Here is a 21,112-nt window from a genome sequence, read left to right on the forward strand (position 1 = left end):
CAGTCTCGCGCCGGAGCGTCTCAGAGTTCGCGATTGCCCACGATGACGACATCCGCCGGGCGCTTCGCGAACAGGCCCACGGCGACGACGCCGACGATCTGGTTCAGCGTGGCCTCGAGTTCCACGGGCTGGGTGATGTGCCAGTTGTGCACATCGAGGATCCAGTTGCCGTTATCGGTGACGACGCCATCGCGCCACACCGGCTGGCCGCCGAGGGCGACGATCTCGCGGGCCACCAGGCTGCGCGCCATCGGAATCACCTCGACCGGCAGGGGAAACTTGCCGAGGACGTCCACCTGTTTGGTGGAGTCGATGATGCAGACGAACTTGTCGGACGCGGCAGCCACGATCTTCTCGCGAGTGAGTGCCGCACCACCGCCCTTGATCAGACGCCTCTGCGGATCACACTCGTCGGCCCCGTCGACATAGAGGTCGAGGCGGCCAGCGGCATTGAGATCGAGGACATCGAAGCCAAGTTTGCGCAGGCGATCGCTGGAGGCTTCCGAGCTGGATACTGCGGCCTTGATCTTGTCGCGGAAGGGCGCGAGCGCATCGATGAAGAAGTTCACCGTGGAGCCGGTGCCTACGCCGATGATGCCGCCCTTGAACGTGCCGTTCTCGACATAACGATGCACGGCGGTCTCGGCGGCAAGGCGCTTCTCGTTGTCCTGGCTCATGGCTTTTCCAGCGTAAGGATGAAATCCCAGTCGCTCTTGGCGACCGGCATGACCGACAGCCGGTTGCCTTTGCGCACCAGCGGCATGTCGGCGAGTTCGTCGCGGTTCTTCAGTTCTTCGAGCGAAATCGTGCGTGCGAGCTTGCGCTCGAACTTCACGTCGATAAGCATCCACCGCGGTTCCTCGCGTGTGGCTTTCTCGTCGTAATATTTCGATTTCTTGTTGAACTGGCTCTCGTCCGGATAGGCCGGTGAAGCGACCGATGCTATGCCGACGATGCCGGGGACATCCGTGTTCGAGTGGTAGAAGAAAATTTTGTCGCCGACCTTCATGCCGTCGCGCATGAAGTTGCGCGCCTGATAGTTGCGAACGCCATCCCAGGGTTCGCTGCCTTTACGCTTCAGGTCGTCGATGGAAAAAGCATCCGGCTCGGATTTCATGAGCCAGTAATTCATAGGGCGTTGCCCGTGCAGTCGATCAGCTCTTTGTCGGTCGCGATGTAGTCGAGCGAGATATCCCACTCGGCGGTCGTGATCGCATCCAGTTCCTGGAAGTGGTAGCCGACGCCGACAAGCAGGGGCTGCGCCGGGCGTTGCTGGCCGTGCAGGAACTCGAAGCTGCGGTCGTAGTAGCCGCCACCGAAGCCGAGGCGATTGCCCTTGCGATCGAAACCCAGCAGGGGTACCAGCACGAGGTCCAGCTTGTTCGCCTCGACGATGCGCTCGGAGGCCTTCGGCTCGGGAATGCCCATGTCGTTGGATTCGACAATCTCACCCGTGGTCCACGGGGCGAAGGTCAGGCGGCGTTTGCCACCCGATTTGGTCACGATCGGCAGGTAAAAGGTCTGGCCGCGCTCGGCGAGCGGCGCAATGGCCATGTTGAGCGGGAGCTCGCCACCGGTCGCCCAGTAGCCCGCAACGTGTTTGTCGGTGAGGAATTCGGGCAGCTGCTCCAGCGAGTGGCGCAGGCCCTGGGCCGCCGCAACGCGCTCGGCCGGCTTCAGCTGGCGTCGGCGCTGGACGAGGTCGGCTCGAAGTTCGCGTCTCTCGGGAAGCTTTGACATGGGGGACTCAGCTGAACGGCACGGTCGAAGGTTGCCGTCGAGCCGCCCCAGCCGGTGCCGCGACGGGGGCGCTGACCGGCCCTGCGGCCGATCGGCTGATTAAGGAGAGGCGTTCTCCGCGATGCCGCTGCGCACCAAACGACCTTGATCCAAAGGATCAGGTGGGAGAGCCACGCAGCATTTAGGCTTTCCGCACGAAGGCGGACATGCACAACAGCCACGAATAGCCGACCCGGGGTCGTATGTAGGAACAAGGCAAATGTAAAGTGCGCTGGCGAACACCGCAGGGAACGCCTGCCGCTATTTTACCGGTGCGTCGAGCAGACCATCAAGCTTCTTGCGAAGGGAAGCCAATCCGTCGGTCAGCACCTGTTCCTGCGACTCGTGCTCCTTTCTGAGCGAAAGCAGCTCGTGGGCGATGCTGACGGCCGTCAGGACGGCGATCCGGTCGAAACCGGGGGCCTTGGCATTGGCTTTGAGCTCGCGCATCTTGCCGTCGAGAAACTGGGCGGCGGCGATCAAACCGGCCCGTTCCTCCGGCGCGCACGCGATATGGAACTCGCGGTCGAGGAGGCGGAGGGATACCGGTTCGCTGGCGGTGGCATTCATGTGACAGATCAGCCCGTGTTCTCGAGCGCCTTGAGGCGCTGGATCATCGCTTCGACGCGGCCGCGCGCCTGTTCGTTGCGCGCCATGAGTCCCGCCCGTTCGTTGGCCAGCTGTTCCTGGCTATGCCGCAGGCTGCGGTTTTCCTCGTTAAGGCGGCGAACGGTATCGACGAGCCGGTCGAGCGTCGCGCTCAGGGCTTCCACTTCGGTCTTGAAGGCGTCCGGGTTCGTCATGCGCGGACTATAACAGGACGTTCGCGCTTGTCGGCAGGGGGTGATGGCACCTGTATTAGACTGCGTAGCAAAGTTATCGAGGAGTACCCCCATGTCCGCCAATCAGACCGTCGATCCCGAAGAGATCGCCGAACTCATCGGGCGCTGCAAGCTGGCCATGTCGGTGAGCGAATTCCATGGCGCCCTGGTGGGTTACATCAGCGCCGGTGGCCGTTTCCCTCACGGGTCGGTGCTGGCGGCGCTCGAACTCGAGCCCGACCAGGCACCTACGGCGGAAGAGCAGGCCATGCTCACCCGGCTCCGTCACCAGACCGAAGAATGGCTTGCCGACCTCGACCTGACCTTTTCGCCCTGGTTACCCGACGACGACGCGCCGATCCACGAGCGTGCGGAGGGTCTGAGCGAGTGGGCCGAGGGCTTCCTCGGCGGTTTCGGCCTGGGCGGTTCGCCCGAAACCAACAAGAGCATGAGCGAAGAAGCGCGTGAAGTGCTTACCGACATGGCGGGTATCGCCACGACGGAGTTCGAGTTCGACAAGGACGATGACGTCAACGACGAAAACCTGACCGAAATCGAAGAGTACGTCCGCACCGGTGCCCTGCTGTTGCACGCCGAATTCAGTCGCGTATCACGACCGGCCAGCGACACCCTGCATTGATCGCGCCCGCGGAGTACGCCCGGCGCCGCCGGGAGCTGATGCGCATGGCGGGCGAAGATTCGGTACTGATCCTCGCCGCCGCCCCCGAGCGCATGCGCAACGCCGATGCCCCGTGGCCGTATCGGCAGGACTCCGATTTTCACTACCTCACCGGCTTCGGCGAACCCGAAGCCGTGCTTGCCCTGTTGCCGGGCCGGGCCCATGGCGAAACCGTGCTGTTCTGCCGGGAACGCGACGCCGAGCGCGAGCGCTGGGACGGCGAGCGCATGGGCACGGATCGTGCCGCACGCGAACTTCGCCTCGATGACGCCTTTCCCATCGACGACATCGACGACATCCTGCCCGGGATGATCGAGGGCAGGGCGCGGGTGTACTGCCACTTCGGCCAGGAGCCGGATTTCGACGCCCGCCTGCTTGGGTGGATCCGCCGGCTGCGTACCGCGCGTGGCGGCGGCGTCGTGCCGAAAGATCTGGTCGCGCTGGGGCATTTGCTGCACGACCTGCGCCTGTTCAAGTCGCGCGACGAACTCGCCCTGATGCGACGCGCTGGCGAAGTCGCCGGCGCGGCCCACATCGCCGCCATGGCGTTGGCACGCCCCGGGGCAGCCGAATATGAAATCGAAGGCGAGATCCTTCGCAGCATCCGCAGCCAGGGCGCGGTGCCGGCGTTCCCGCCGACCGTCGCCGGTGGCGCCAACGCCTGCATCATGCATTACCAGGCGAATCGGGCCACGCTCAAGGATGGCGAGCTGCTCCTGATCGATGCCGGCGCCGAGGTGGACTGCTATGCCTCGGACATCACGCGTACGTTCCCGGTCGGTGGGCGTTTCACCCCGGCCCAGCGCGCGCTCTACGACATCGTCCACGAGGCGCAGCTCGCCGCGATCGACGCGGTGCGCCCGGGGCTCTCGTTCGGCGCGGCACACGACGCCGCTGTCCGCGTTATCGCCGAAGGTCTCTGCGCCGTCGGCATCCTCAAGGGCGGCGCCGACCGGGCCATCGCCGAGGGAAGCTACAAAACCTACTTTCCCAGCAAGACCGGCCACTGGCTCGGTCTCGACGTACACGACGTGGGTGATTACCGCATTGACGGCGAACCGCGCGTGCTCGAGGAAGGCATGGTCGTCACCGTCGAACCCGGCATCTATGTCCCGCCGAACGACAAGGCCGTCGACGAGCGCTGGCGTGGCATCGGCATTCGCATCGAGGATGACGTGGCCGTGACCAAGGGTGCACCGGACGTGCTGACCGCGATGGTCCCCAAATCCCCCGACGCCCTGGAACGCTAGACGACGGCGCCTGTGGCATGGGCACTGCGCGTTGTGGGAGCCGATTCATCGGCGATCCCGCGGCAGCGGGCCAAGGATGCCGTTCCCTCACACCTTGAGGTAAATGCCTCGCTTGTCCATCCAGCGGACGACCAGCCACCAGATGGCGACGAAGACCACGCCCCAGGCGGCCGAAGGCGCATAGGGGCCGAAGAGTGGCGTCATCCAGGAAGCGAAGGCCCACTGGTACAGGGGCACGGTGACCCCGAGCGCGATCAACAGGTAGACCATCAGCCCGGAACCCGCATAAGCGGCGATCGCATTGACACCGAAAGCGCGTCCTGGAAGTTTCCAGCCGCGCAGGTCGACCAGTACGTGAAAAAGGGCCAGCAACGCGAAGGACCACCCGCCTGTCCACAGCACGTAGCTCGGCGTCCACAGGTTCTTGTTGAACGGCCACAGCGGCTGCAGCAACCAGCCCGTCACGGCGCAGATGACGGCGGCGATAATCAGCCGACGCGTATCGCCTGCGCGAAGCCACGCCCCTGCACGCATGCCGAGCAGCGTGGTCGCCAGCGCGGGTAGCGTAGCCAACAGGCCTTCGGGATCGTGGCCGCGCCCCGTGGCGGGGTCGGTGATGTAGACGAAGTGTCCGAACACGGTCGTATCGACGCGGCTCACGACGTTGATCCAGGGCTCGAGCGAGCCCCCGGCCAACAGCAACACCCCGTACCCCACCAGGAGCGCGACGCCGATGGCGTCCCGCGTGCGCGGCCGCGTATGCACGGCGAGCAACGCCGCCGCGGCGAAACAGATGCCGATCCGTTGGAGCACGCCTGGAATCCGCAGATGCGCCTCCGGGATCGCAGCCCACGCCATGAGGTTCAACACCAGGCCCAATCCGACGATGCGCGCAGCGCGGCGCAACGCCGCATGCCGAATCGGTGCACGTTCCGCACCGGCCTCGATGCGTGGCACGATGGCCAACGAGACCGACACACCCACGATGAAGAGAAAAAGGGGAAAAACGAGGTCGGTCGGCGTGCAGCCGTTCCACTCGGCGTGCTCCAGAGGCCACCACACATGGCCCCAATCGCCCGGATCGTTGACCAGAAGCATCGCCGCAACCGTCATTCCACGTATGACATCGACTGAGGCATAGCGCACTTTATTCAAGGACATCCCGGGGATAGGCTTAGGCTGGAAGAGGAAACCGAAGGATACGCGGTCAGCCGGTTGCGACAATCGGCCATGGATCGCGCTCGTCGTCCCGGGCATACGATGTCCGGCAGATGGTCAGGGAATCGAGGGAGTCGCACCGATGGTTGTGGAGGTTGCACCCGGGCGCCGCCGCTGGCGCGACAAGAAGCCCCTGCCGAGGCTGGCCCTCGAGCTGTCATTGATCGTCGTCGCCAAGCTCGCCCTGCTCATGCTCATCTGGTACGTGGCCATCCGGCCGTTACCCCGCGCGGACGTCTCGCCCGCCGGTGTCGGAAGGATGCTCGCGCCCGCTTCCGCCTCTACCCAGGGATCCCAGCCATGATCGTCGACCCCGATGTCGTCGGCCTGTCGCGCCTGCAGTTCGCACTGACGGCGCTGTATCACTTCCTCTTCGTCCCGCTCACGCTCGGCCTTGCTTTCATGCTCGCCATCATGGAGAGCGTGTATGTGATGACCCGCCGCGAAGTATGGAAACGCATGACCCAGTTCTGGGGCGTGCTGTTCGGCATCAACTTCGCTATGGGCGTGGCCACGGGCGTGACCATGGAGTTCCAGTTCGGGACGAACTGGGCGTACTACTCGCATTACGTCGGTGACATCTTCGGCGCGCCGCTGGCCATTGAAGGAATGATGGCCTTCTTCCTCGAGGGCACGCTGGTCGGCTTGTTCTTCTTCGGCTGGGATCGCATCTCGCCGCTGAAGCACATGCTGGTGACCTGGTTCCTCGCGTTGGCGACTAGCCTCTCCGCGCTGTGGATTCTCATCGCCAATGCATGGATGCAGAACCCGGTCGGTGCCGCGTTCAATCCACAGACCATGCGCATGGAAGTCACTTCGTTCAAGGAGGTGATCTTCAACCCTGTCGCACAGTCCAAGTTCGTGCACACGGTGAGCGCGGGTTACACGATGGGTGCCATGTTCGTGCTGTCGATCAGTGCGTGGTACCTGTTGCGCGGCCGTAATGTGGATTTCGCAAAGCGCTCGATGACGGTGGCCGCCAGCTTCGGTCTCGCCGCCTCCTTGTCGGTCGTCGTGCTGGGCGACGAGTCCGGTTACACCGTTTCCGAGAACCAGAAGATGAAGATGGCCGCGATCGAGGCCATGTGGGAGACCGAGCCGGCGCCGGCCTCGTTTACCCTTTTCGGCATACCGGATACGACGGCGCGAGAGACGCACGCTGCCATTCGCGTGCCCTGGGTGATGGGTCTGATCGGCACGCGATCCATCGATCAGCCGATCCCCGGTATCGCCGCGCTGGTCGACGACGCGAAGATCCGCATCGCGGACGGTATCAAGGCCTATGACGCCATGCTCGTGTTGCGAGAGAACAAGGGCGACGAGCAGGCGAAGGCCATTCTCGCCGCGCATGACAAGGACATGGGTTACGCGCTTCTCCTGAAACGCTTCATGGACGATCCGCGAAAGGCCACGCCAGCGGATATCCAGAAGGCGGCCGATAGCACCATCCCGAATGTGCCCGTGCTGTTCTGGTCGTTCCGCATCATGGTGGCCTGCGGCATGTACTTCATTTTCCTTTTCGCCTATGCGTTCTGGCGTTCCACCCAGCGGCGCCTCGATGGCCGCGGCTTCCTGAAGGTGGCGCTATGGAGCCTGCCACTGCCGTGGGTCGCTGCGGAACTGGGATGGATTGTCGCCGAGTACGGGCGGCAGCCGTGGGCGATCGAAGGCGTCCTGCCGACGGCGCTGGGTGCTTCTTCGCTGACGGCGGGGCAGGTCTGGATTTCGCTCGGCGGGTTCGTGTTGTTCTACACGGCGCTGGCGTTTGTTGACGGCTACCTGATGCTCAAGTTCGCCCGCAAGGGACCGGACGGCCTCGGCATGTGGCCGAAGCGACCGGATGCTATTCCCGTCACCGCGCAGACGGTCTGAGGAGAACGCCATGTTCGATTACGAAACACTGCGGGTGATCTGGTGGGCCCTCATCGGCATCCTGCTGATCGGCTTTGCGATCATGGACGGCTTCGACTTCGGGGTGGCCGCCTTGCTGCGCATCCTTGGCCGTGACGAGCACGAGCGAATCGTTCTGCTGGAGACGATCGAACCCACCTGGGAAGGTAACCAGGTGTGGTTCATTCTTGGCGGCGGTGCGGTGTTCGCCGCGTGGCCGCTGCTCTACGCGGCGTCGTTCTCCGGCCTGTACGTGGCGATGTTCGTCCTGCTTGTCGCCTTCATCATTCGTCCGGTCGGCTTCAACTTTCGCGAGAAGGTGGACGATCCGCGCTGGAGGGCGGTGTGGGATACCTGCCTGATCGCATCGGGTGTGATCGTGATGCTGGTTTGTGGTGTGGCCTTCGGCAAMTTGTTCCTTGGCTTGCCGTTCCATTACGACGGTGATTTGCGAATGACATGGGACGGTAGTTTCTTCCAGTTGTTCCGGCCGTTCGCGCTGCTTTCCGGGCTGGTGAGCCTCAGCATGCTGCTCGCGCACGGTGCGAGCTGGGCGGCGATGAAGGCTGATCACGTGATCGCGGAACGCGCGGCGAAGGTCTCGCGCATGGCTTCCGCGGTGTACATCGTGCTGTTCGTGCTCGCAGGCATCTGGCTGGCTTACGGCATCCCGGGCTACGCCGTCTCCGGGCCGGTGGTGACGGACGCCATGTCCAATCCGATGAACAAGCAGGTTGCCGTGGGCGGGACCTGGTTCGCCAGTTACCTCACGCATCCGTACTTCTGGGCAGGTCCTGTCGTTGCCTTCATCGGCGCCCTCGGCTTGCAGCTATTCGTCGGAAAGCGCGGCTTCATGGGTTTCTTCTGCAGTTGCCTTGCAGTAGCCGGCACCATTCTCTCCGCGGGGTTCGCACTGTTCCCCTTCCTCATGCCCTCGGCAGCCGACCCGACCTCGAGCCTCACGGTATGGGATGCGTCGTCCAGCCTCGGCACGCTGCTGATCATGCTCGGTGTCACCGTCGTCTTCATTCCGCTGATCCTGCTCTACACCGGCTGGGTCTACCGCGTCATGCGCGGCCGGGTCACCCTCGAACACGTGCGCAAGTCGCACAGCATGTACTGAAGGAGCAATAGAGCCATGTGGTATTTCGCCTGGATACTAGGCCTCGGCCTGGCCGCCGCCTTCGGCATCCTCAACGCGATGTGGTACGAGGTGCACTCGGATGACGAGGCTACGCTGAAGCGGGATCCGATGCCTAAGCACGAGGGGCCGTAAGAGCGGCGGCTGATTGACCGGGTGATGCGCTGGATCGCACCGGATAACCGCTGATGCGATCCAGGCCGCCGGTGGCGAGCTCAGCCTTTCACGCACCTCAACTGATAGGTCACAGGTTCCGTACGCAGCCCCTCGAAGTCTTTAGCTTCGACGCGGAATTCGACCGGTGGCTTTGATTCGTCACCACGCCAGCACAAGTGACTGAATCGGTACGCGTCTGCCTCCTTCTTGCTGTAGACGGATCGGATCGTCGGGCTACACGTTTTGCCCTCAGGGCAGTCGAGCTTTGTTGAAATGAGATGTACCGGGTAGACAGGATTCCCGGAAATCGCGATTGGCATGCGGAAGTCCTTGCCCACCACGGCCGTCATCGGCTCCGCTGGCTTCACGATGAAGGGTGCGCATATCGCTCCTTCACGGAAGAGCCGCATGCCCTTGGCAAGACCTCTCATTGACAGCTTTTGAAAGGTCGGGTCTTGGAGGAGCTTTGCATCGGCCAAGTTTGTGTGGAAGCCGACTTCCACGATCATGGAAGGGACCTTTGCGTAGGAGTTCTCGCCCTTATCCTGAACGACAGACGGATCTCGCGGGACTGTGAAGTTGGCGAACTGAGGGTCTGAGTGAATCGCTTCCCTCATGCCACACAGCGAAAGTTGTGCGAGCCGGAAATCCCCGGGCCGTCCAGGGTGCACGAGGATGCGTGTTCCGGTGGCGGCGGGTTTGTCGGCGTTGGTATGGATATGTGCTACCGCATCCGCCCCGATCAAATTTGCATAGAAGGGGCGGCTTCTGATGTCTTGGTGCATTTCTCGACGCGGGTCGGTGCTCTCTGGTTTACTGTTCCATATCTCGGGATTGCCTGGCTGCCAGTTCTCAAGAACGTATCTGGCGGCCAAGCTGTTCCACGGTTTGCCGCTTGGCTGGTGTACAAGGCCGACGTCTGCTCCCCTGATTCGAATCGGGTCTGCGCCATTCCGCTCGGTAAAGAAGGAGAGCTCTCTTGCGAAGACGGTGGTAATTTCATCCTCGAGGATGCCATTGACCCAATCCCTCTGCGTGATCCATTTGAAGTTCTTATGGAAGTAAGCGCCGTGACCGGCGGAGACGACCACTTTCGGTCGTACGGCCTGCGCAGCAGAAACATGCCCCGTCGGGAGGGCCGGACGTTCCGCCTCAGGGGCTATCTGGTTGAACCAGTAGTCCATGTCGTAGCCGCCGATAAGCCACTTGGTCGTATTGAACCCAGGAATGGCCGCCGTCAGGTCCTCCATTCCGACTCTGATGTGCGACATGAAGTCCTCAAGCTCAAGTCCTCCGACGTCCCTGCTGAAGCTGGTGTCGATGGCTAGCACGACCGCGTTTGATGGTCGATCGATTCTCGCGTGCACGACAATAGGTCGCCGATCTTCCTCGAAGAACTTTTGGCTGTTCGCGATTTCGTTCGCACGATCGTCTATCTGCTTTTCGAGCAGTTGCCATTGAAGCTCGGTCATCTCGGCTGCCGGCAGAGGCGGGTCCTGCGCTACGGCGGGGGCAGAGAAGCAAACTGCGGCGGTAAGCGCCGAAGCGAGCAATCCTTTCTGCACCGCGCGCATGCAAAGGCGGGCTTGAAGCGGGTTCATGTCGGTGTCCTGGCAAGCCGCTTATGCGGCTTGACCATGCTCGACAGATCGCCGGGGCTTCGATGCCAGCCGCGCTAGCGAGACATTGTCGTCCCTGGCTTTGTAGGAGTGGGGCGTGCCCGCAAGAGCGGGAAAGGGTGTGGCGAGCACCCTTTCGCCGATGAATCGGCTCCTACAGAATCACATCCAATCAGATCAACTCAAACGCATCGCGGGTGAGGTTTTCCGGCTCGCCAGTGGTGCACACCACGTCATCTTCGATGCGGATGCCGCCGTACTTGCGAAACGCGTCGACCTTGGCCCAGTCGATGTCGTTGGAGAACGGCTTGTTCTTCAGCTCGGCCAGCAGCATGTCGATGAAGTAGATGCCCGGCTCGATGGTGACCACCATGCCGGCCTCGAGGTTACGCGTGAGGCGCAGGTAGGGATGGCCTTCCGGCTTGGCGATGGTGCCACCGGTTTCGCCGGCGGCGAAGCCGGCCACGTCGTGCACCTGCAGGCCGATGCCGTGGCCGAGGCCGTGCGGGAAGAACGCGGAGGAGACGCCGGACTCGACGGCACTTTCCGCGCTCATGCGAATGAAGCCATGTTCGCGCAGCACGCCGGCCAGCACGTGGTGGGCATGCACGTGCAGTTCGGGGTAGCTCTGGCCTGCGCGCACGTTCGACACGAACGACTGCTCTGCCGCATCGACCGAATCGATCAGCGCCTGGAACTCACCGAAGTTCTTGCCGGCATACGTACGCGTGATGTCGCTCGCGTAGCCGGAGGCACTCGCGCCCGCGTCGATCAGGAAGGAGCGGCTTTCGGCCGGCGCCTTGCGATCGAAGTTGGTGTAATGCAGCACGGCACCGTGCTCGTTGAGTCCGACGATGCTGGCATACGGCAGTTCCGCATCGATCTGGCCGACGGCCTTCAGGTACGCGAAGTGAATGCCGAGTTCGCTCTCGCCGTTGCGGAACGCCTGCTCGGCCGCGCGGTGACCCCGCGTGCCGCGGCGGCTGGCTTCGCGCATCAGTTCGATTTCGTAGGGCGTCTTGAACGCGCGGTGGTAATGCAGGTGGTCGATCACCGCGGGAGGATTGTTCGCGCAGACCTCGTCCAGCGCGCAGTACTGGTCGCCGATGATCGCCGAGCGGGCGAGCGACTGCGGCAGTTCGGCGATCGCATCGGCCGGCTTGCGCACGACGACGATGTCGAAATGATCGACCCAGTAGCCCGACGGTGCTTCCGGCACCACGTGCCAGTAGTCGCGCGGCTGCAGGAAGATCAGCTTGGGCTTCTCGCCCGGCGTGTAAACCAGCCAGCTGCCCGGCGCGTCGACCAGCGGCAGCCAGTGCCTGAAATGAGGATTGGCGATGAAGGGGTAGTCCTGGTCGTCCAGGAACTTGGTGATCGGTCGGCCGGCCGGGACGATGAGGTGGTCGAAACCGCCGCGCGCCAGCGCCGTATCGGTGCGCTCACGCAGGGTGGCGAGGTGCTGCGGGTAGAGCGCGGCCAGCGCGTCGTTCATCGTCGATCTCCGGGGGCAGGGGAATGGGGCAAACGCCAATGGTGCGCCTCGACGACCCGGTAGCCAAGCCTTGGCAGGAGCCGATTCATCGGCGATGGGTGCTCGCGGCGACCTGGCCTGCTGCCGCGGGATCGCCGATGAATCGGCTCCTACAGGGGTCGAGCGGCGGCGCCACGGCCCCTGGCGGCGGTGCCGGGGCCCGGCGGCACTACGCCTTGGCGTAGACCACGGCGAAATCGCCGGCCACGTCGCCCAGGCGCTGGCGCAGCAGGGTGGCGAAGTGGTCGTGGCTGCCGTCGGTCAGGCTGCGCAGATGCGCGCCGTACAGGGTGATGGCGAAGTGGCCCACGGCGAAATCATGGGCGGGGGAGCGCCACAGCGTGAGCGGCGTCCAGGCGGCGCAACCGGGGCAGGCTACGTAGGCGGAGTTGGGTGCGTCGCACCACACCGCGAGGGCTTCTTCCAGCGCTTCGCTGCCCTCGTCACCCGGGGCCAGGGGCTGGCGGCATTCCGGGCAGCGGATGGTGAAACTGCCGTCGTAGCGGCAGAAGATGCCGTTTTCCGGGCCGCCCTCGATCAGATGCGAACCGCCGTGTTCATCGTCCCRCCAGCGGTGGCTGCTGGCATGCAGGCCGATGGCATAGACGCCGGTTTCCTCGGTCAGGCGTTCGTCGAGCACGCGAAAACGCGGCTCGCTTTCCACTTCGTAGACCGACGAGATCGTGCCGTCGCCGACCAGCCGCAGGTAAAGGCCGGTTGCGGCGGCCGCGGCGTCGTCGCGTTCAAGGTCGGTGTCGACCAAAATAGTTGTGGCATCGCTCATGGTGGGCGATGGTGATCCCCTGTGCGGTGCGTCGTAAAGCATGGTCGCGACCTCCCGTTCAGTCCGGCGGCGGACCGATCCATTCGTCGATAGCGCGAACGTCGTCGTCGCTGGCGGCCACGATGCGGTAGCCAGCCCAGAATTGCCCGGCGGAAGCGGCGGGTTCGTGCCACTGCTCCTGGATACCGATCTCGACCCGGTGCTCGCGGTGCTGGGCGTCCGGCAGGGTGAAGCTCACCTGGTGCACGGCGCCGCTACGCGGGGCCTGCGTCGCCAGCACCATCATGCCGGTGGCGGAAAGATTGCCGAGTTGGCCGATCACCCGCTCGGTCATGCCGTCCACGATGGGCATGGGCGAGGTGACCCGCTTGCGCGGCGCGCGGCGTTGTTCGAATTCGCGGGTCATGCGTGGCCTGCCATGCGTGCTTCGTGCAGCCCGTCACGGCGCAGGCTGCGCGCCACGGCCTGCCAGGCGCGATCGATGAAGGACATGCGCTGTTCCCGCCATTCGCGAGCCTCGCCCGTCGCGATAAGGCGGGCCAGCCTTGTGAGGTCGATATCGTCGGTGCGGCTACCGCGTTGGTTGACGAACAGGCAACGCCCCGTGGTGGGTGAGAACCAGGCCAGTTTGCGCCGGCTGAGGTTGCCGTCTTCGTGGACGAACTCGAACCAGGTGCCGAAGCGCAGCGTAACGAAGCCGTCGTACACGGCCCGCGCGGCGGAATCGAGCGGCGTCGGTTCGACCGGCTTCACCGGCTCGCCGTGAGCCGTGCCTTCGCCCAGCCTCGGGCGCTGTTTCAGGCGCAGGGCGACATCGGTCGGGGTGAGTGCATCGTCGGTCTGCGTGGCCGGGGTTTCGAACAGGCCGGCAGCCACCTGGGCGGCTTCGGAAGGATGCATGCCCAGGTGTTCGAGACCACGTTCCACCTCCACGCGTAGCTTCTGCACGTCGGCGATAGGGCGGCGTCCAAGGAGCTGGTCGGTCACACCCAGGCAGTGCAGGAAGGCTTCGCCCGTCTCGCCGCCACGGAGAATATGCAGGGCGAGCACGTCCGCCCAGGTCCGTTCCAGCAGGATGCGCAGGACACCGCGTGGCGCCGCACCGCTGCCAAGTCGCTCGCCCATGATCTCGGCGGCGCGCTGGCGCGCGCGCTCCAGGCGGTCGCGACCTTCCATCGCTTCGATCTGCCGGCGCTCGGCCACGTGTGCCTTGCGCGACAGCTGGGTGATCTGTTGCTCGATCTCCGAACGCCAGGCGGGATCGATCACCTGGGCGTGGCTGGCCTCGACTACAAGGCGTTCGAGCCGATCGATCAGTGCCGCGTCCGGTTCGCCTTCGGCCGGATCGAGCCAGTGGTGAGCGGCCTCGCTGACGGTATCGAGCAGCTGGCGTGCCGGATGTTCAGGGCGGTCGAAGAAGCCGCGGTCGTTCACGGCCGCTCGGAGCATCGGCCACTGGAGGCCGCCGAGCACGGCGCGACCCGGGCTGGCGGTGCCGAGTTGCTGGCCGAGGTTCTGGAACAACATGGCCGTGAGTTCCACCGTATCGCCCTGCTCGAGGGTGAGTTCGGCGGGCGGCGAGCCGACGGGCCGGCCACGATTGAGCTGGCTGAGCAGTTCGTCGCGCAACGCCTGGGCGCTGCGGATCTCCCTGTGTGCGGCGTCGGCGACTTCGGAGACATGGCCCTGCAAGGCGAAGAGAGCGGTCTGCAACTCGTCCTCGGAGACTAGCCGGTCGGGCGCGAAGCCGGCACCGCGACCCTGGGTGGCCACGCGGCTCGCCAGCAGGTCGCGCAGGCTTTCGAGCACGCCGATGTGACCTTCACTGGTGGCGCTGACCGGTGCGGCTTCGTGACTGCTGCCGCCCGCGCCCGTGCCGCCCTGGACACTGCTGCCCGTGGTGGCCGCCGGCGCCGATGCGTCTCCCGGCCGCCCGCGACGCTCCGCCGCCGGTGGCGCGGAGACGCGAACGTTCGGATAGACGCGGAAACCGGGAAGGATGCCGCGCGTCCGGTAATGCTCGTTGAGCGCGCCGTAAAACGCTTCGCTATGGCCGAGCACATGGGTGTCGACGGCGTGGAACAGCAATAACCGATGCGCACTGGTCAACGGCAACGGTGCGACCGCCGCCTCCAGGGCAGCGGTGAGCGCACGCGGACCAGCCGGCAACGCCTCACCTTCCAGCGGCGGGGTACCCGCAAGCACGGCCATGCGGTAACCCAGTTCGAACAGGCTGCTGGCGCTACGCGCTTCACCGCGTGCGGCCATGCTGCTCAGCGCATCCGTCTGCTCCTGCTCTTCGGGATCCACCAGGCTCAGGTTCATGCCCAGGCCGAGGTGTTCGCCCGTGGCGGATTTACCGTCGACGTTTTCGCCCAGATGACGGAAGCGCTCGGACAGGTGCGCGGCAAAGCGTTGGCGAAATGCCGGCCCCTCACGCTCGACGATGTTCCGGCTTTCGAAACATTCCTGCTGCTCGAGGTGATTACGGGTGTTCTCGGCCGTGGCGAACAGGCGCTGGTTGAAATCGCGTAGGGATTCACGCAGGGGCATGTCCAGCCACGTCAGGCACAGCGACAGACCCTGCTGCGCCTCGCGCTCCGCGCGTGGCGACAAAGCAATGGGGGCCTGACCCATTCTGCCGTGTGGGGGCTGCATTCCTGTGCTCATCTAGTTGGTTTCTCCCCTGCCTGATGCCGAGTTTAGGCGTCCGAACCCTATGGGCGCCAGCGGGATGCCGGTCGGCTTACGGCTTAGAGCGGATGGACTAGGGGCGGAAACGGCAGCAATCAGGTCATGAACGCTTCGATCACGTTGTTGAGGAAGCGTTGGCCCAGCGCCGTGGTCCGCAGCACGGCCGGATCGTCGACCARCCAGCCACGTGCGATGGAGGCGGCCCGGGCCGGAGCGATCGCCTCCGCGGACAGGCCCGTCCGCTCGGTGAAGTCCGCCGCGGGCACGCCATCGATCAGGCGCAGGGCATTGAGCATGTACTCGAAAGGCAGGTCGTCCATGCCGACGAGGTTATCGCCCCCGATCCGGTCGGGTTGGCCGGAGGAGGCGAGGTAAGCCGCAGGCAGGCGGGTCTTCCAGCGGCGACGGACGCCGGTGGCGTCCGTGATCTTGCCGTGGGCTCCGGCGCCGATACCGAGGTAGTCGCCGAAACGCCAGTAATTCAGGTTGTGCGCGCATCGGCGACCGGGCGCGGCATAGGCTGAGACTTCGTACTGGCCGTAACCGCCCTCGGCCAGGCTCGCTTCACACGCCTCCTGGATCGCCCACGCCGCGTCGTCGTCGGGCAGGGGGGGAGGATTCGCGGCGAAGGCCGTGTTCGGTTCCAGCGTGAGCTGGTAATGCGAGATATGCGTTGGCGCCAGCTCCATGGCCCGGCGCACGTCGTCGAGTGCGCCCTCGAGCGTCTGTTCCGGCAAGGCATACATCAGGTCGATATTGATGTTGTCGATGCCGGCGTCCCTGGCCTGTCGCACGGCATCTTCCGCCTCGTGGGCGGAATGGATACGACCCAGGCGATGCAGTTTGTCGTTGTCGAAGCTCTGCACGCCGAACGAAATGCGGTTCACGCCGGCGGCGAGATAGCCGTCAAAACGCCCGTGTTCGACCGTGCCGGGGTTCGTCTCCAGGGTGATTTCCGCGTGGGTGGCGAAGGCCAGCCGTCGCCGGGCGCCGTCGAGAAAGCGGCCGACCAGCTCGGGCGCGAACAGGCTCGGCGTGCCGCCACCAAAGAAGACGGTCTCGACCGGACGCCCGCCGATGGCCTCGCCGAAATCGCGCAGGTCGGCATCGAGATCCGCCAGCAACACGTCCACATACTCGGCATAGGCGGGCGTACCGCGGACACCATGCGAGTTGAAGTCGCAGTACGGGCATTTGCGCACGCACCAAGGCATGTGGACGTATAACGACATCGGCGGCGGGACGAGAATCATGACAGCTCGGCGAAGCGCGCCTTGAGCACCTCGAGCGCCTGGCCGCGATGGCTCAGACGATTTTTAAGGGCGGGATCCAGCTCGGCGGCGCCTAGGTCGTGACCGGCGGGAAGGAACAACGGGTCGTAACCGAAACCGCCTTCGCCTCGCGGCGCTTCGAGGATGCGGCCGGGCCAGCGTCCTTCGGCGATGAGCGGMGCCGGATCGTCGGCGTGGCGGAGCACCACCAGCACGGCGATGAAATACGCACCGCGCTTTTCCGTCGGCACGCCGGCGAGCTCGTGCAGCAGTTTGGCATTGTTCGCTGCGCTGTCGCCGTGCTTGCCCGCATAGCGAGCGGCATAGAGACCGGGCGCGCCGCCCAGGAAATCCACGCAGATGCCCGAGTCGTCGGCCAGCGCGGGCATGCCTGTCACGCGCGCCGCGTGGCGTGCCTTGATCAGTGCGTTCTCGACGAAGGTCAGGCCGGTTTCCTCGGCATCGCTGACGCCCAGTGCCGTCTGCGGCACGAGCTGCACGCCGCTGCCGGCGAGCAGTTGTTCCAGCTCGACCACCTTGCCCGCATTACCTGAAGCCAGTACGAGGCGCATCGCTCAGAGCCCCTCGGTCGCGAATTCAGGCGCGTAGTCCACGCGTCCGCGATAGCCGGTCAGGCCATCGATCGTAAGCGGCAGCACCTGGAAGGCATTGCCGCCTTCGTAGGCATCGCGCAGGTCGTGCGCGGAGGCCTTGGCGAAGCCGAACTGGGTGTAATAAGCGGGCGAGCCGAGGACGAAGACCGCGCGCGCATCCTGCACGAAGCAGGCCCCGATCCCTTCTTCCACCAGGTCATGGCCGATGCCCTGGCGCTGATGGTCCGGATGCACCGCGACCGGCGCCAGGCCGAGCGACTTGCCGTCGTCGCCTTCTTCGATCGTCACGGGGGAGAACAGCACGTGGCCGACCACGGTGTCTTCCTCATCCACGGCGACCAGTGAAATCGAGGCGCGACCGGCCGCGACCAGCCGGCGGACGAGGTCGGCCTCGGCATCGCGCCCGAAAGCGGCGCGATGGATCTCGACGATGGCGTCCAGATCGGCGGCCGTGGCGGGGCGAACCTCAGTCACGGCATGCTCTCCAGTGCAGCACGCTGGGCGATGACCAGTTCGTTGATGCCCTTCGCGGCAAGGTCCATCAGCGCGTCCATCTCGTCACGACGGAAGGCGTGGCCTTCGGCCGTGCCCTGCACTTCGATGAAGCCACCACCGTCGTTCATGACGACGTTCATGTCGGTATCGCAGTTGGAATCCTCGGCATAGTCGAGGTCGAGTACCGGCACGCCGTTATAGATGCCGACGGAGACCGCCGCGATGGCACCGAGGATGGGATTGCGCTTGATGGCGTTGCGCTTGGTCAGCGTCGATACGGCATCCACGAGCGCCACGTAGGCGCCCGTGATGGCTGCCGTGCGGGTGCCGCCATCGGCCTGGATCACGTCGCAATCGAGCGTGATGACCCGCTCGCCGAGGGCGGCGCGGTCCACGCAGGCACGGAGGGAGCGGCCGATCAGGCGCTGGATCTCCATGGTGCGGCCGCCCTGGCCACCGCGGGCGGCTTCGCGCTGGGTGCGGTCGGTGGTGGCGCGGGGCAGCATGCCGTACTCGGCCGTGACCCAGCCCTCACCCTTGCCGCGCAGCCACGGTGGGACGCGCTCTTCGACCGAGGCGGTGCACAGCACCTTGGTGTCTCCGAAGGACACCAGAACGGACCCTTCCGCATGGCGGGTGTAGTGACGTTCGATGCTGACGGCGCGCAGCTGGTCGGCGGCGCGGCCGCTCGGACGGGAAAAAGTCATGGATAACCTGATTTGGGCGCGGACGGTGGGTCAGTTTACCATTGCGGTCTTCCCCGCCGCGTAAGCGAGCCATCCATGATCCGCAGCATGACCGCGTACGCCTCCGCCGAGAGCGCTGGCCCCTCCGGCACCCTCACCTGCGAACTGCGCACCGTGAATCACCGCTACCTCGAGATCAGCCCCCGGCTGCCCGAGGAGCTGCGCAGCTTCGAAAGCGCCCTGCGCGAGCGGATCGGTGCCCATCTGTCGCGCGGCAAGGTTGATCTCACGGTGCGCCTGCGCAGCGAAACCGGGGCCAGCGACGGCCTCCAGGTCAATGCCCAGATGCTGACGCGGCTCTCCGAGCTGGCGCTGGACCTCGAGCAGCGCTTCCCGCGCATGTCGATCGATTTCACCGACCTRCTCCGTTTCCCCGGCGTGCTGCGCCAGGCGGAAACGGATGCCGACGCCCTCCAGGTCGCCCTGATCGAGGTGCTCGACCGGGCGCTGGTCGCCCTCAACGACACCCGTGGCCGCGAAGGCACCAAGCTGGGCGAGCTGCTGGTCGAACGCCTGAACGGCATCGAGAAGATTGTCGGCGATGTACGTGGATGGCTGCCCGAGATCCAGGCCGCGTTGCGCGCACGCCTGGAAGGCCGCCTTGCCGATATGCGCCAGCCGGTGGAGCCGGGTCGCCTCGAGCAGGAGCTCGTGCTTCAGATCACCCGTATCGATGTGGACGAAGAACTCGATCGCCTGGCCACCCATATCTCGGAAGCTCGCCGCGTGCTGGCGCTGAAGGAGCCGGTGGGTCGCCGCCTGGACTTCCTCATGCAGGAGTTCAACCGCGAGGCCAATACGCTGGGTTCGAAGTCCGTGGATTCGCGTACGACCAATGCCGCCGTCGAACTGAAGGTGCTGATCGAGCAGATGCGCGAGCAGGTTCAGAATATCGAGTAGGTTTTTCCTTAACGACAACCGCAGGGAACGCAGGATGGTCAACAGAAACGAAGCTCAAGAGCTTCTCCGTACCGCGATGGGCAACGGTCGCGCGGAGTTCAGAGAGGGACAGTGGGAAGCCGTCGATAGCATCGTTAACGGGCGTCGGCGAGTGCTTTGCGTGCAACGCACGGGCTGGGGCAAGAGCATGGTGTACTTTCTTGCAGCCAAACTGCTACGTAACCAAGGACAAGGGGTTACGATCATTGTCTCGCCCTTGCTCGCGCTGATGCGTAATCAGATAGAGGCCGCAGATCTGCTCGGCCTGAAGGCGTTGACTGTCAACTCGACCAATCGCGATGCTTGGGACGACGTACGAGCTCAGCTGTTGGCAGGAGAGGTAGACCTGCTCCTTATCTCACCTGAGCGACTCGCAAACGACGAATTCGTGGTCTCCACGTTGCAGCCCATCGCCGGCCGGGTCTCGTTGCTGGTTGTCGATGAGGCACATTGCATCTCCGATTGGGGGCACGACTTTCGTCCTGATTATCGCCGCATTGGCCAAGTCCTTGCCCGTCTGCCGGAAAATATCGCCGTACTGGCGACTACCGCAACGGCGAATCGTCGGGTCCAGGAAGACGTGGCGGCACAACTTCGCGGCGATGTCGTAACGCTCAGAGGCGAGCTCGTCCGGGAGAGCCTCACCCTCCAGAATTTGCCTCCGTACGACGTGGCGGAGCGGCTAGCGTGGCTCGCAGGCACGGTTCCTCGCCTCGCCGGAAGCGGCATTATCTACGCGCTCACTCGCCGTGACGCCGAGCGCGTCGCCATTTGGTTGCAGACCAACGGGGTGGATGCGCACGCCTATCATGCCGATCGCTCGGATGAAGATCGCCAGGATCTGGAACGTMGCCTTCTCAACAACCAGATCAAGTGCCTCGTTGCAACGACGGCACTCGGCATGGGGTATGACAAACCCGATCTCACCTTCGTCCTACACTTTCAGTCGCCGGGAAACGTAGTCGCCTATTACCAACAGGTAGGGCGTGCAGGGCGTGCCATTCCATCCGCGTATGGCGTATTGATGGCCGGCGAAGAAGACGGGAGGATCAATGCTTATTTCAGGGAAGCTGCATTTCCAGCGGAAGCGGAGGTGCGCGGAGTTCTCGCCGCACTGGAGCAGTCGGAAAATGGGTTGAAGATCGCTCAGATCGAGCGCCTTATCAACATTCGGCGTTCGCAGATCGAGAAAGTCCTGAAGCTTCTGGCGGTGGAGCCGCAGCCTCCTTTGATTCGTGTGGATGGTCACTGGCTCCGGACAACCCACGATTACCGCATGGATAGACAGCGCATAGCCCATTTGCTCGGCCAGCGTGAAGCTGAGTGGGAGGAAATTCAGGCGTACGCATCGAATCGAGGTTGCTTGATGCAGTTCCTTGCGCACGCGCTGGATGATCCGCAAGCCGAATCGTGCGGAAAGTGCGCGAACTGCGTTGGTAGGCCAGCGCWTTCAGCCGAGATAGATAGAAGCCTGCTTGTTGC

General features: G+C 64.4%; 23 protein-coding genes and 1 other RNA gene. 8 read left to right on the plus strand and 16 right to left on the minus strand.

Annotated features, from left to right (window positions below; genetic code table 11):
• Positions 1 to 20 precede the first annotated feature (20 nt).
• From rpiA to AC1DT2_RS00560, 6 genes are all read right to left on the minus strand, one after another.
• Positions 21 to 677 carry a ribose-5-phosphate isomerase RpiA gene (rpiA, locus tag AC1DT2_RS00535; protein WP_213949355.1) on the minus strand — a complete coding sequence of 219 codons (657 nt, stop codon included), beginning with the start codon at positions 675 to 677 and terminating at the stop codon, positions 21 to 23.
• Positions 674 to 1,132 (minus strand): EVE domain-containing protein, encoded by a 459-nt coding sequence (locus AC1DT2_RS00540; protein WP_213949356.1) that lies wholly within the window; start codon positions 1,130 to 1,132, stop codon positions 674 to 676. Before AC1DT2_RS00540 ends, rpiA begins: the two co-directional genes overlap by 4 nt.
• Positions 1,129 to 1,740 carry a 5-formyltetrahydrofolate cyclo-ligase gene (locus tag AC1DT2_RS00545; protein ID WP_477293418.1) on the minus strand — a complete coding sequence of 204 codons (612 nt, stop codon included), beginning with the start codon at positions 1,738 to 1,740 and terminating at the stop codon, positions 1,129 to 1,131. Before AC1DT2_RS00545 ends, AC1DT2_RS00540 begins: the two co-directional genes overlap by 4 nt.
• A gap of 109 nt (positions 1,741 to 1,849) precedes the next feature.
• Positions 1,850 to 2,033: non-coding RNA, 6S RNA (ssrS, locus tag AC1DT2_RS00550), on the minus strand.
• A gap of 7 nt (positions 2,034 to 2,040) precedes the next feature.
• A complete protein-coding gene (locus AC1DT2_RS00555; RefSeq protein ID WP_046967972.1) occupies positions 2,041 to 2,349 on the minus strand; it encodes a cell division protein ZapA in 309 nt (102 codons plus the stop codon).
• An 8-nt stretch (positions 2,350 to 2,357) separates the two neighbouring features.
• Complete coding sequence (locus AC1DT2_RS00560; protein ID WP_063574137.1) at positions 2,358 to 2,582, minus strand: TIGR02449 family protein; 225 nt, start codon at positions 2,580 to 2,582, stop codon at positions 2,358 to 2,360.
• A gap of 91 nt (positions 2,583 to 2,673) precedes the next feature.
• Between AC1DT2_RS00560 and AC1DT2_RS00565 the strand changes: the two genes are divergently transcribed.
• Both AC1DT2_RS00565 and AC1DT2_RS00570 read left to right on the plus strand, forming a co-directional pair.
• The gene (locus AC1DT2_RS00565; RefSeq protein ID WP_063574088.1) at positions 2,674 to 3,240 is read left to right on the plus strand and encodes a UPF0149 family protein; all 567 of its coding nucleotides are present in this window, start codon (positions 2,674 to 2,676) and stop codon (positions 3,238 to 3,240) included.
• Positions 3,237 to 4,529 (plus strand): aminopeptidase P N-terminal domain-containing protein, encoded by a 1,293-nt coding sequence (locus tag AC1DT2_RS00570; protein ID WP_477293421.1) that lies wholly within the window; start codon positions 3,237 to 3,239, stop codon positions 4,527 to 4,529. The genes AC1DT2_RS00565 and AC1DT2_RS00570 overlap by 4 nt, the downstream gene beginning before the upstream one ends.
• A gap of 87 nt (positions 4,530 to 4,616) precedes the next feature.
• Here AC1DT2_RS00570 and AC1DT2_RS00575 read toward each other — a convergent pair whose 3' ends face one another.
• Entirely contained in the window at positions 4,617 to 5,690 is a 1,074-nt protein-coding gene (locus AC1DT2_RS00575) for an acyltransferase family protein (RefSeq protein ID WP_477293423.1), read from the minus strand.
• Between the two features lie 139 nt (positions 5,691 to 5,829).
• Between AC1DT2_RS00575 and cydP the strand changes: the two genes are divergently transcribed.
• From cydP to cydX, 4 genes are read left to right on the plus strand one after another with little or no spacing between them, the layout of a single operon-like run.
• The gene (cydP, locus tag AC1DT2_RS00580; RefSeq protein WP_063573152.1) at positions 5,830 to 6,051 is read left to right on the plus strand and encodes a cytochrome oxidase putative small subunit CydP; all 222 of its coding nucleotides are present in this window, start codon (positions 5,830 to 5,832) and stop codon (positions 6,049 to 6,051) included.
• On the plus strand, positions 6,051 to 7,619 hold the full coding sequence (locus tag AC1DT2_RS00585) for a cytochrome ubiquinol oxidase subunit I (RefSeq protein ID WP_477293449.1): 1,569 nt from the start codon (positions 6,051 to 6,053) through the stop codon (positions 7,617 to 7,619). Before cydP ends, AC1DT2_RS00585 begins: the two co-directional genes overlap by 1 nt.
• Positions 7,620 to 7,629: 10 nt before the next feature.
• Positions 7,630 to 8,760 carry a cytochrome d ubiquinol oxidase subunit II gene (gene cydB, locus AC1DT2_RS00590; RefSeq protein WP_477293426.1) on the plus strand — a complete coding sequence of 377 codons (1,131 nt, stop codon included), beginning with the start codon at positions 7,630 to 7,632 and terminating at the stop codon, positions 8,758 to 8,760.
• 15 nt (positions 8,761 to 8,775) lie between these two features.
• Positions 8,776 to 8,913, plus strand: coding sequence for a cytochrome bd-I oxidase subunit CydX (cydX, locus tag AC1DT2_RS00595; protein ID WP_063573149.1), 138 nt, complete (start codon positions 8,776 to 8,778; stop codon positions 8,911 to 8,913).
• Between the two features lie 80 nt (positions 8,914 to 8,993).
• On the opposite strand, the gene AC1DT2_RS00600 is transcribed toward cydX, so the two are convergent.
• From AC1DT2_RS00600 to rph, 9 genes are all read right to left on the minus strand, one after another.
• Positions 8,994 to 10,535, minus strand: coding sequence for an N-acetylmuramoyl-L-alanine amidase family protein (locus tag AC1DT2_RS00600; RefSeq protein ID WP_477293428.1), 1,542 nt, complete (start codon positions 10,533 to 10,535; stop codon positions 8,994 to 8,996).
• A 190-nt stretch (positions 10,536 to 10,725) separates the two neighbouring features.
• Positions 10,726 to 12,048: a Xaa-Pro dipeptidase gene (gene pepQ / locus AC1DT2_RS00605; protein ID WP_477293430.1), complete on the minus strand. Its 1,323-nt coding sequence runs from the start codon at positions 12,046 to 12,048 to the stop codon at positions 10,726 to 10,728.
• Between the two features lie 208 nt (positions 12,049 to 12,256).
• Positions 12,257 to 12,871, minus strand: coding sequence for a hypothetical protein (locus AC1DT2_RS00610; protein WP_477293432.1), 615 nt, complete (start codon positions 12,869 to 12,871; stop codon positions 12,257 to 12,259).
• Between the two features lie 58 nt (positions 12,872 to 12,929).
• A complete protein-coding gene (locus tag AC1DT2_RS00615) occupies positions 12,930 to 13,277 on the minus strand; it encodes a PilZ domain-containing protein (protein WP_477293434.1) in 348 nt (115 codons plus the stop codon).
• Positions 13,274 to 15,508, minus strand: coding sequence for a DUF1631 family protein (locus tag AC1DT2_RS00620; RefSeq protein WP_477293436.1), 2,235 nt, complete (start codon positions 15,506 to 15,508; stop codon positions 13,274 to 13,276). Before AC1DT2_RS00620 ends, AC1DT2_RS00615 begins: the two co-directional genes overlap by 4 nt.
• Positions 15,509 to 15,660: 152 nt before the next feature.
• The gene (gene hemW / locus AC1DT2_RS00625; protein ID WP_477293439.1) at positions 15,661 to 16,818 is read right to left on the minus strand and encodes a radical SAM family heme chaperone HemW; all 1,158 of its coding nucleotides are present in this window, start codon (positions 16,816 to 16,818) and stop codon (positions 15,661 to 15,663) included.
• Positions 16,815 to 17,408 (minus strand): RdgB/HAM1 family non-canonical purine NTP pyrophosphatase, encoded by a 594-nt coding sequence (gene rdgB, locus AC1DT2_RS00630; protein ID WP_213949368.1) that lies wholly within the window; start codon positions 17,406 to 17,408, stop codon positions 16,815 to 16,817. Before rdgB ends, hemW begins: the two co-directional genes overlap by 4 nt.
• Before the next feature lie 3 nt (positions 17,409 to 17,411).
• Positions 17,412 to 17,924 carry a GNAT family N-acetyltransferase gene (locus AC1DT2_RS00635; protein WP_477293441.1) on the minus strand — a complete coding sequence of 171 codons (513 nt, stop codon included), beginning with the start codon at positions 17,922 to 17,924 and terminating at the stop codon, positions 17,412 to 17,414.
• Positions 17,921 to 18,652 carry a ribonuclease PH gene (gene rph / locus AC1DT2_RS00640; RefSeq protein WP_477293443.1) on the minus strand — a complete coding sequence of 244 codons (732 nt, stop codon included), beginning with the start codon at positions 18,650 to 18,652 and terminating at the stop codon, positions 17,921 to 17,923. Before rph ends, AC1DT2_RS00635 begins: the two co-directional genes overlap by 4 nt.
• Before the next feature lie 75 nt (positions 18,653 to 18,727).
• Between rph and AC1DT2_RS00645 the strand changes: the two genes are divergently transcribed.
• Positions 18,728 to 19,591 (plus strand): YicC/YloC family endoribonuclease, encoded by an 864-nt coding sequence (locus AC1DT2_RS00645; RefSeq protein WP_477293445.1) that lies wholly within the window; start codon positions 18,728 to 18,730, stop codon positions 19,589 to 19,591.
• A gap of 34 nt (positions 19,592 to 19,625) precedes the next feature.
• Positions 19,626 to 21,112 (plus strand): RecQ family ATP-dependent DNA helicase (locus tag AC1DT2_RS00650; RefSeq protein ID WP_477293447.1); only part of this gene is annotated, 1,487 nt, incomplete at its 3' end.

This window comes from Luteibacter sp. P4_E6, assembly GCF_056401535.1.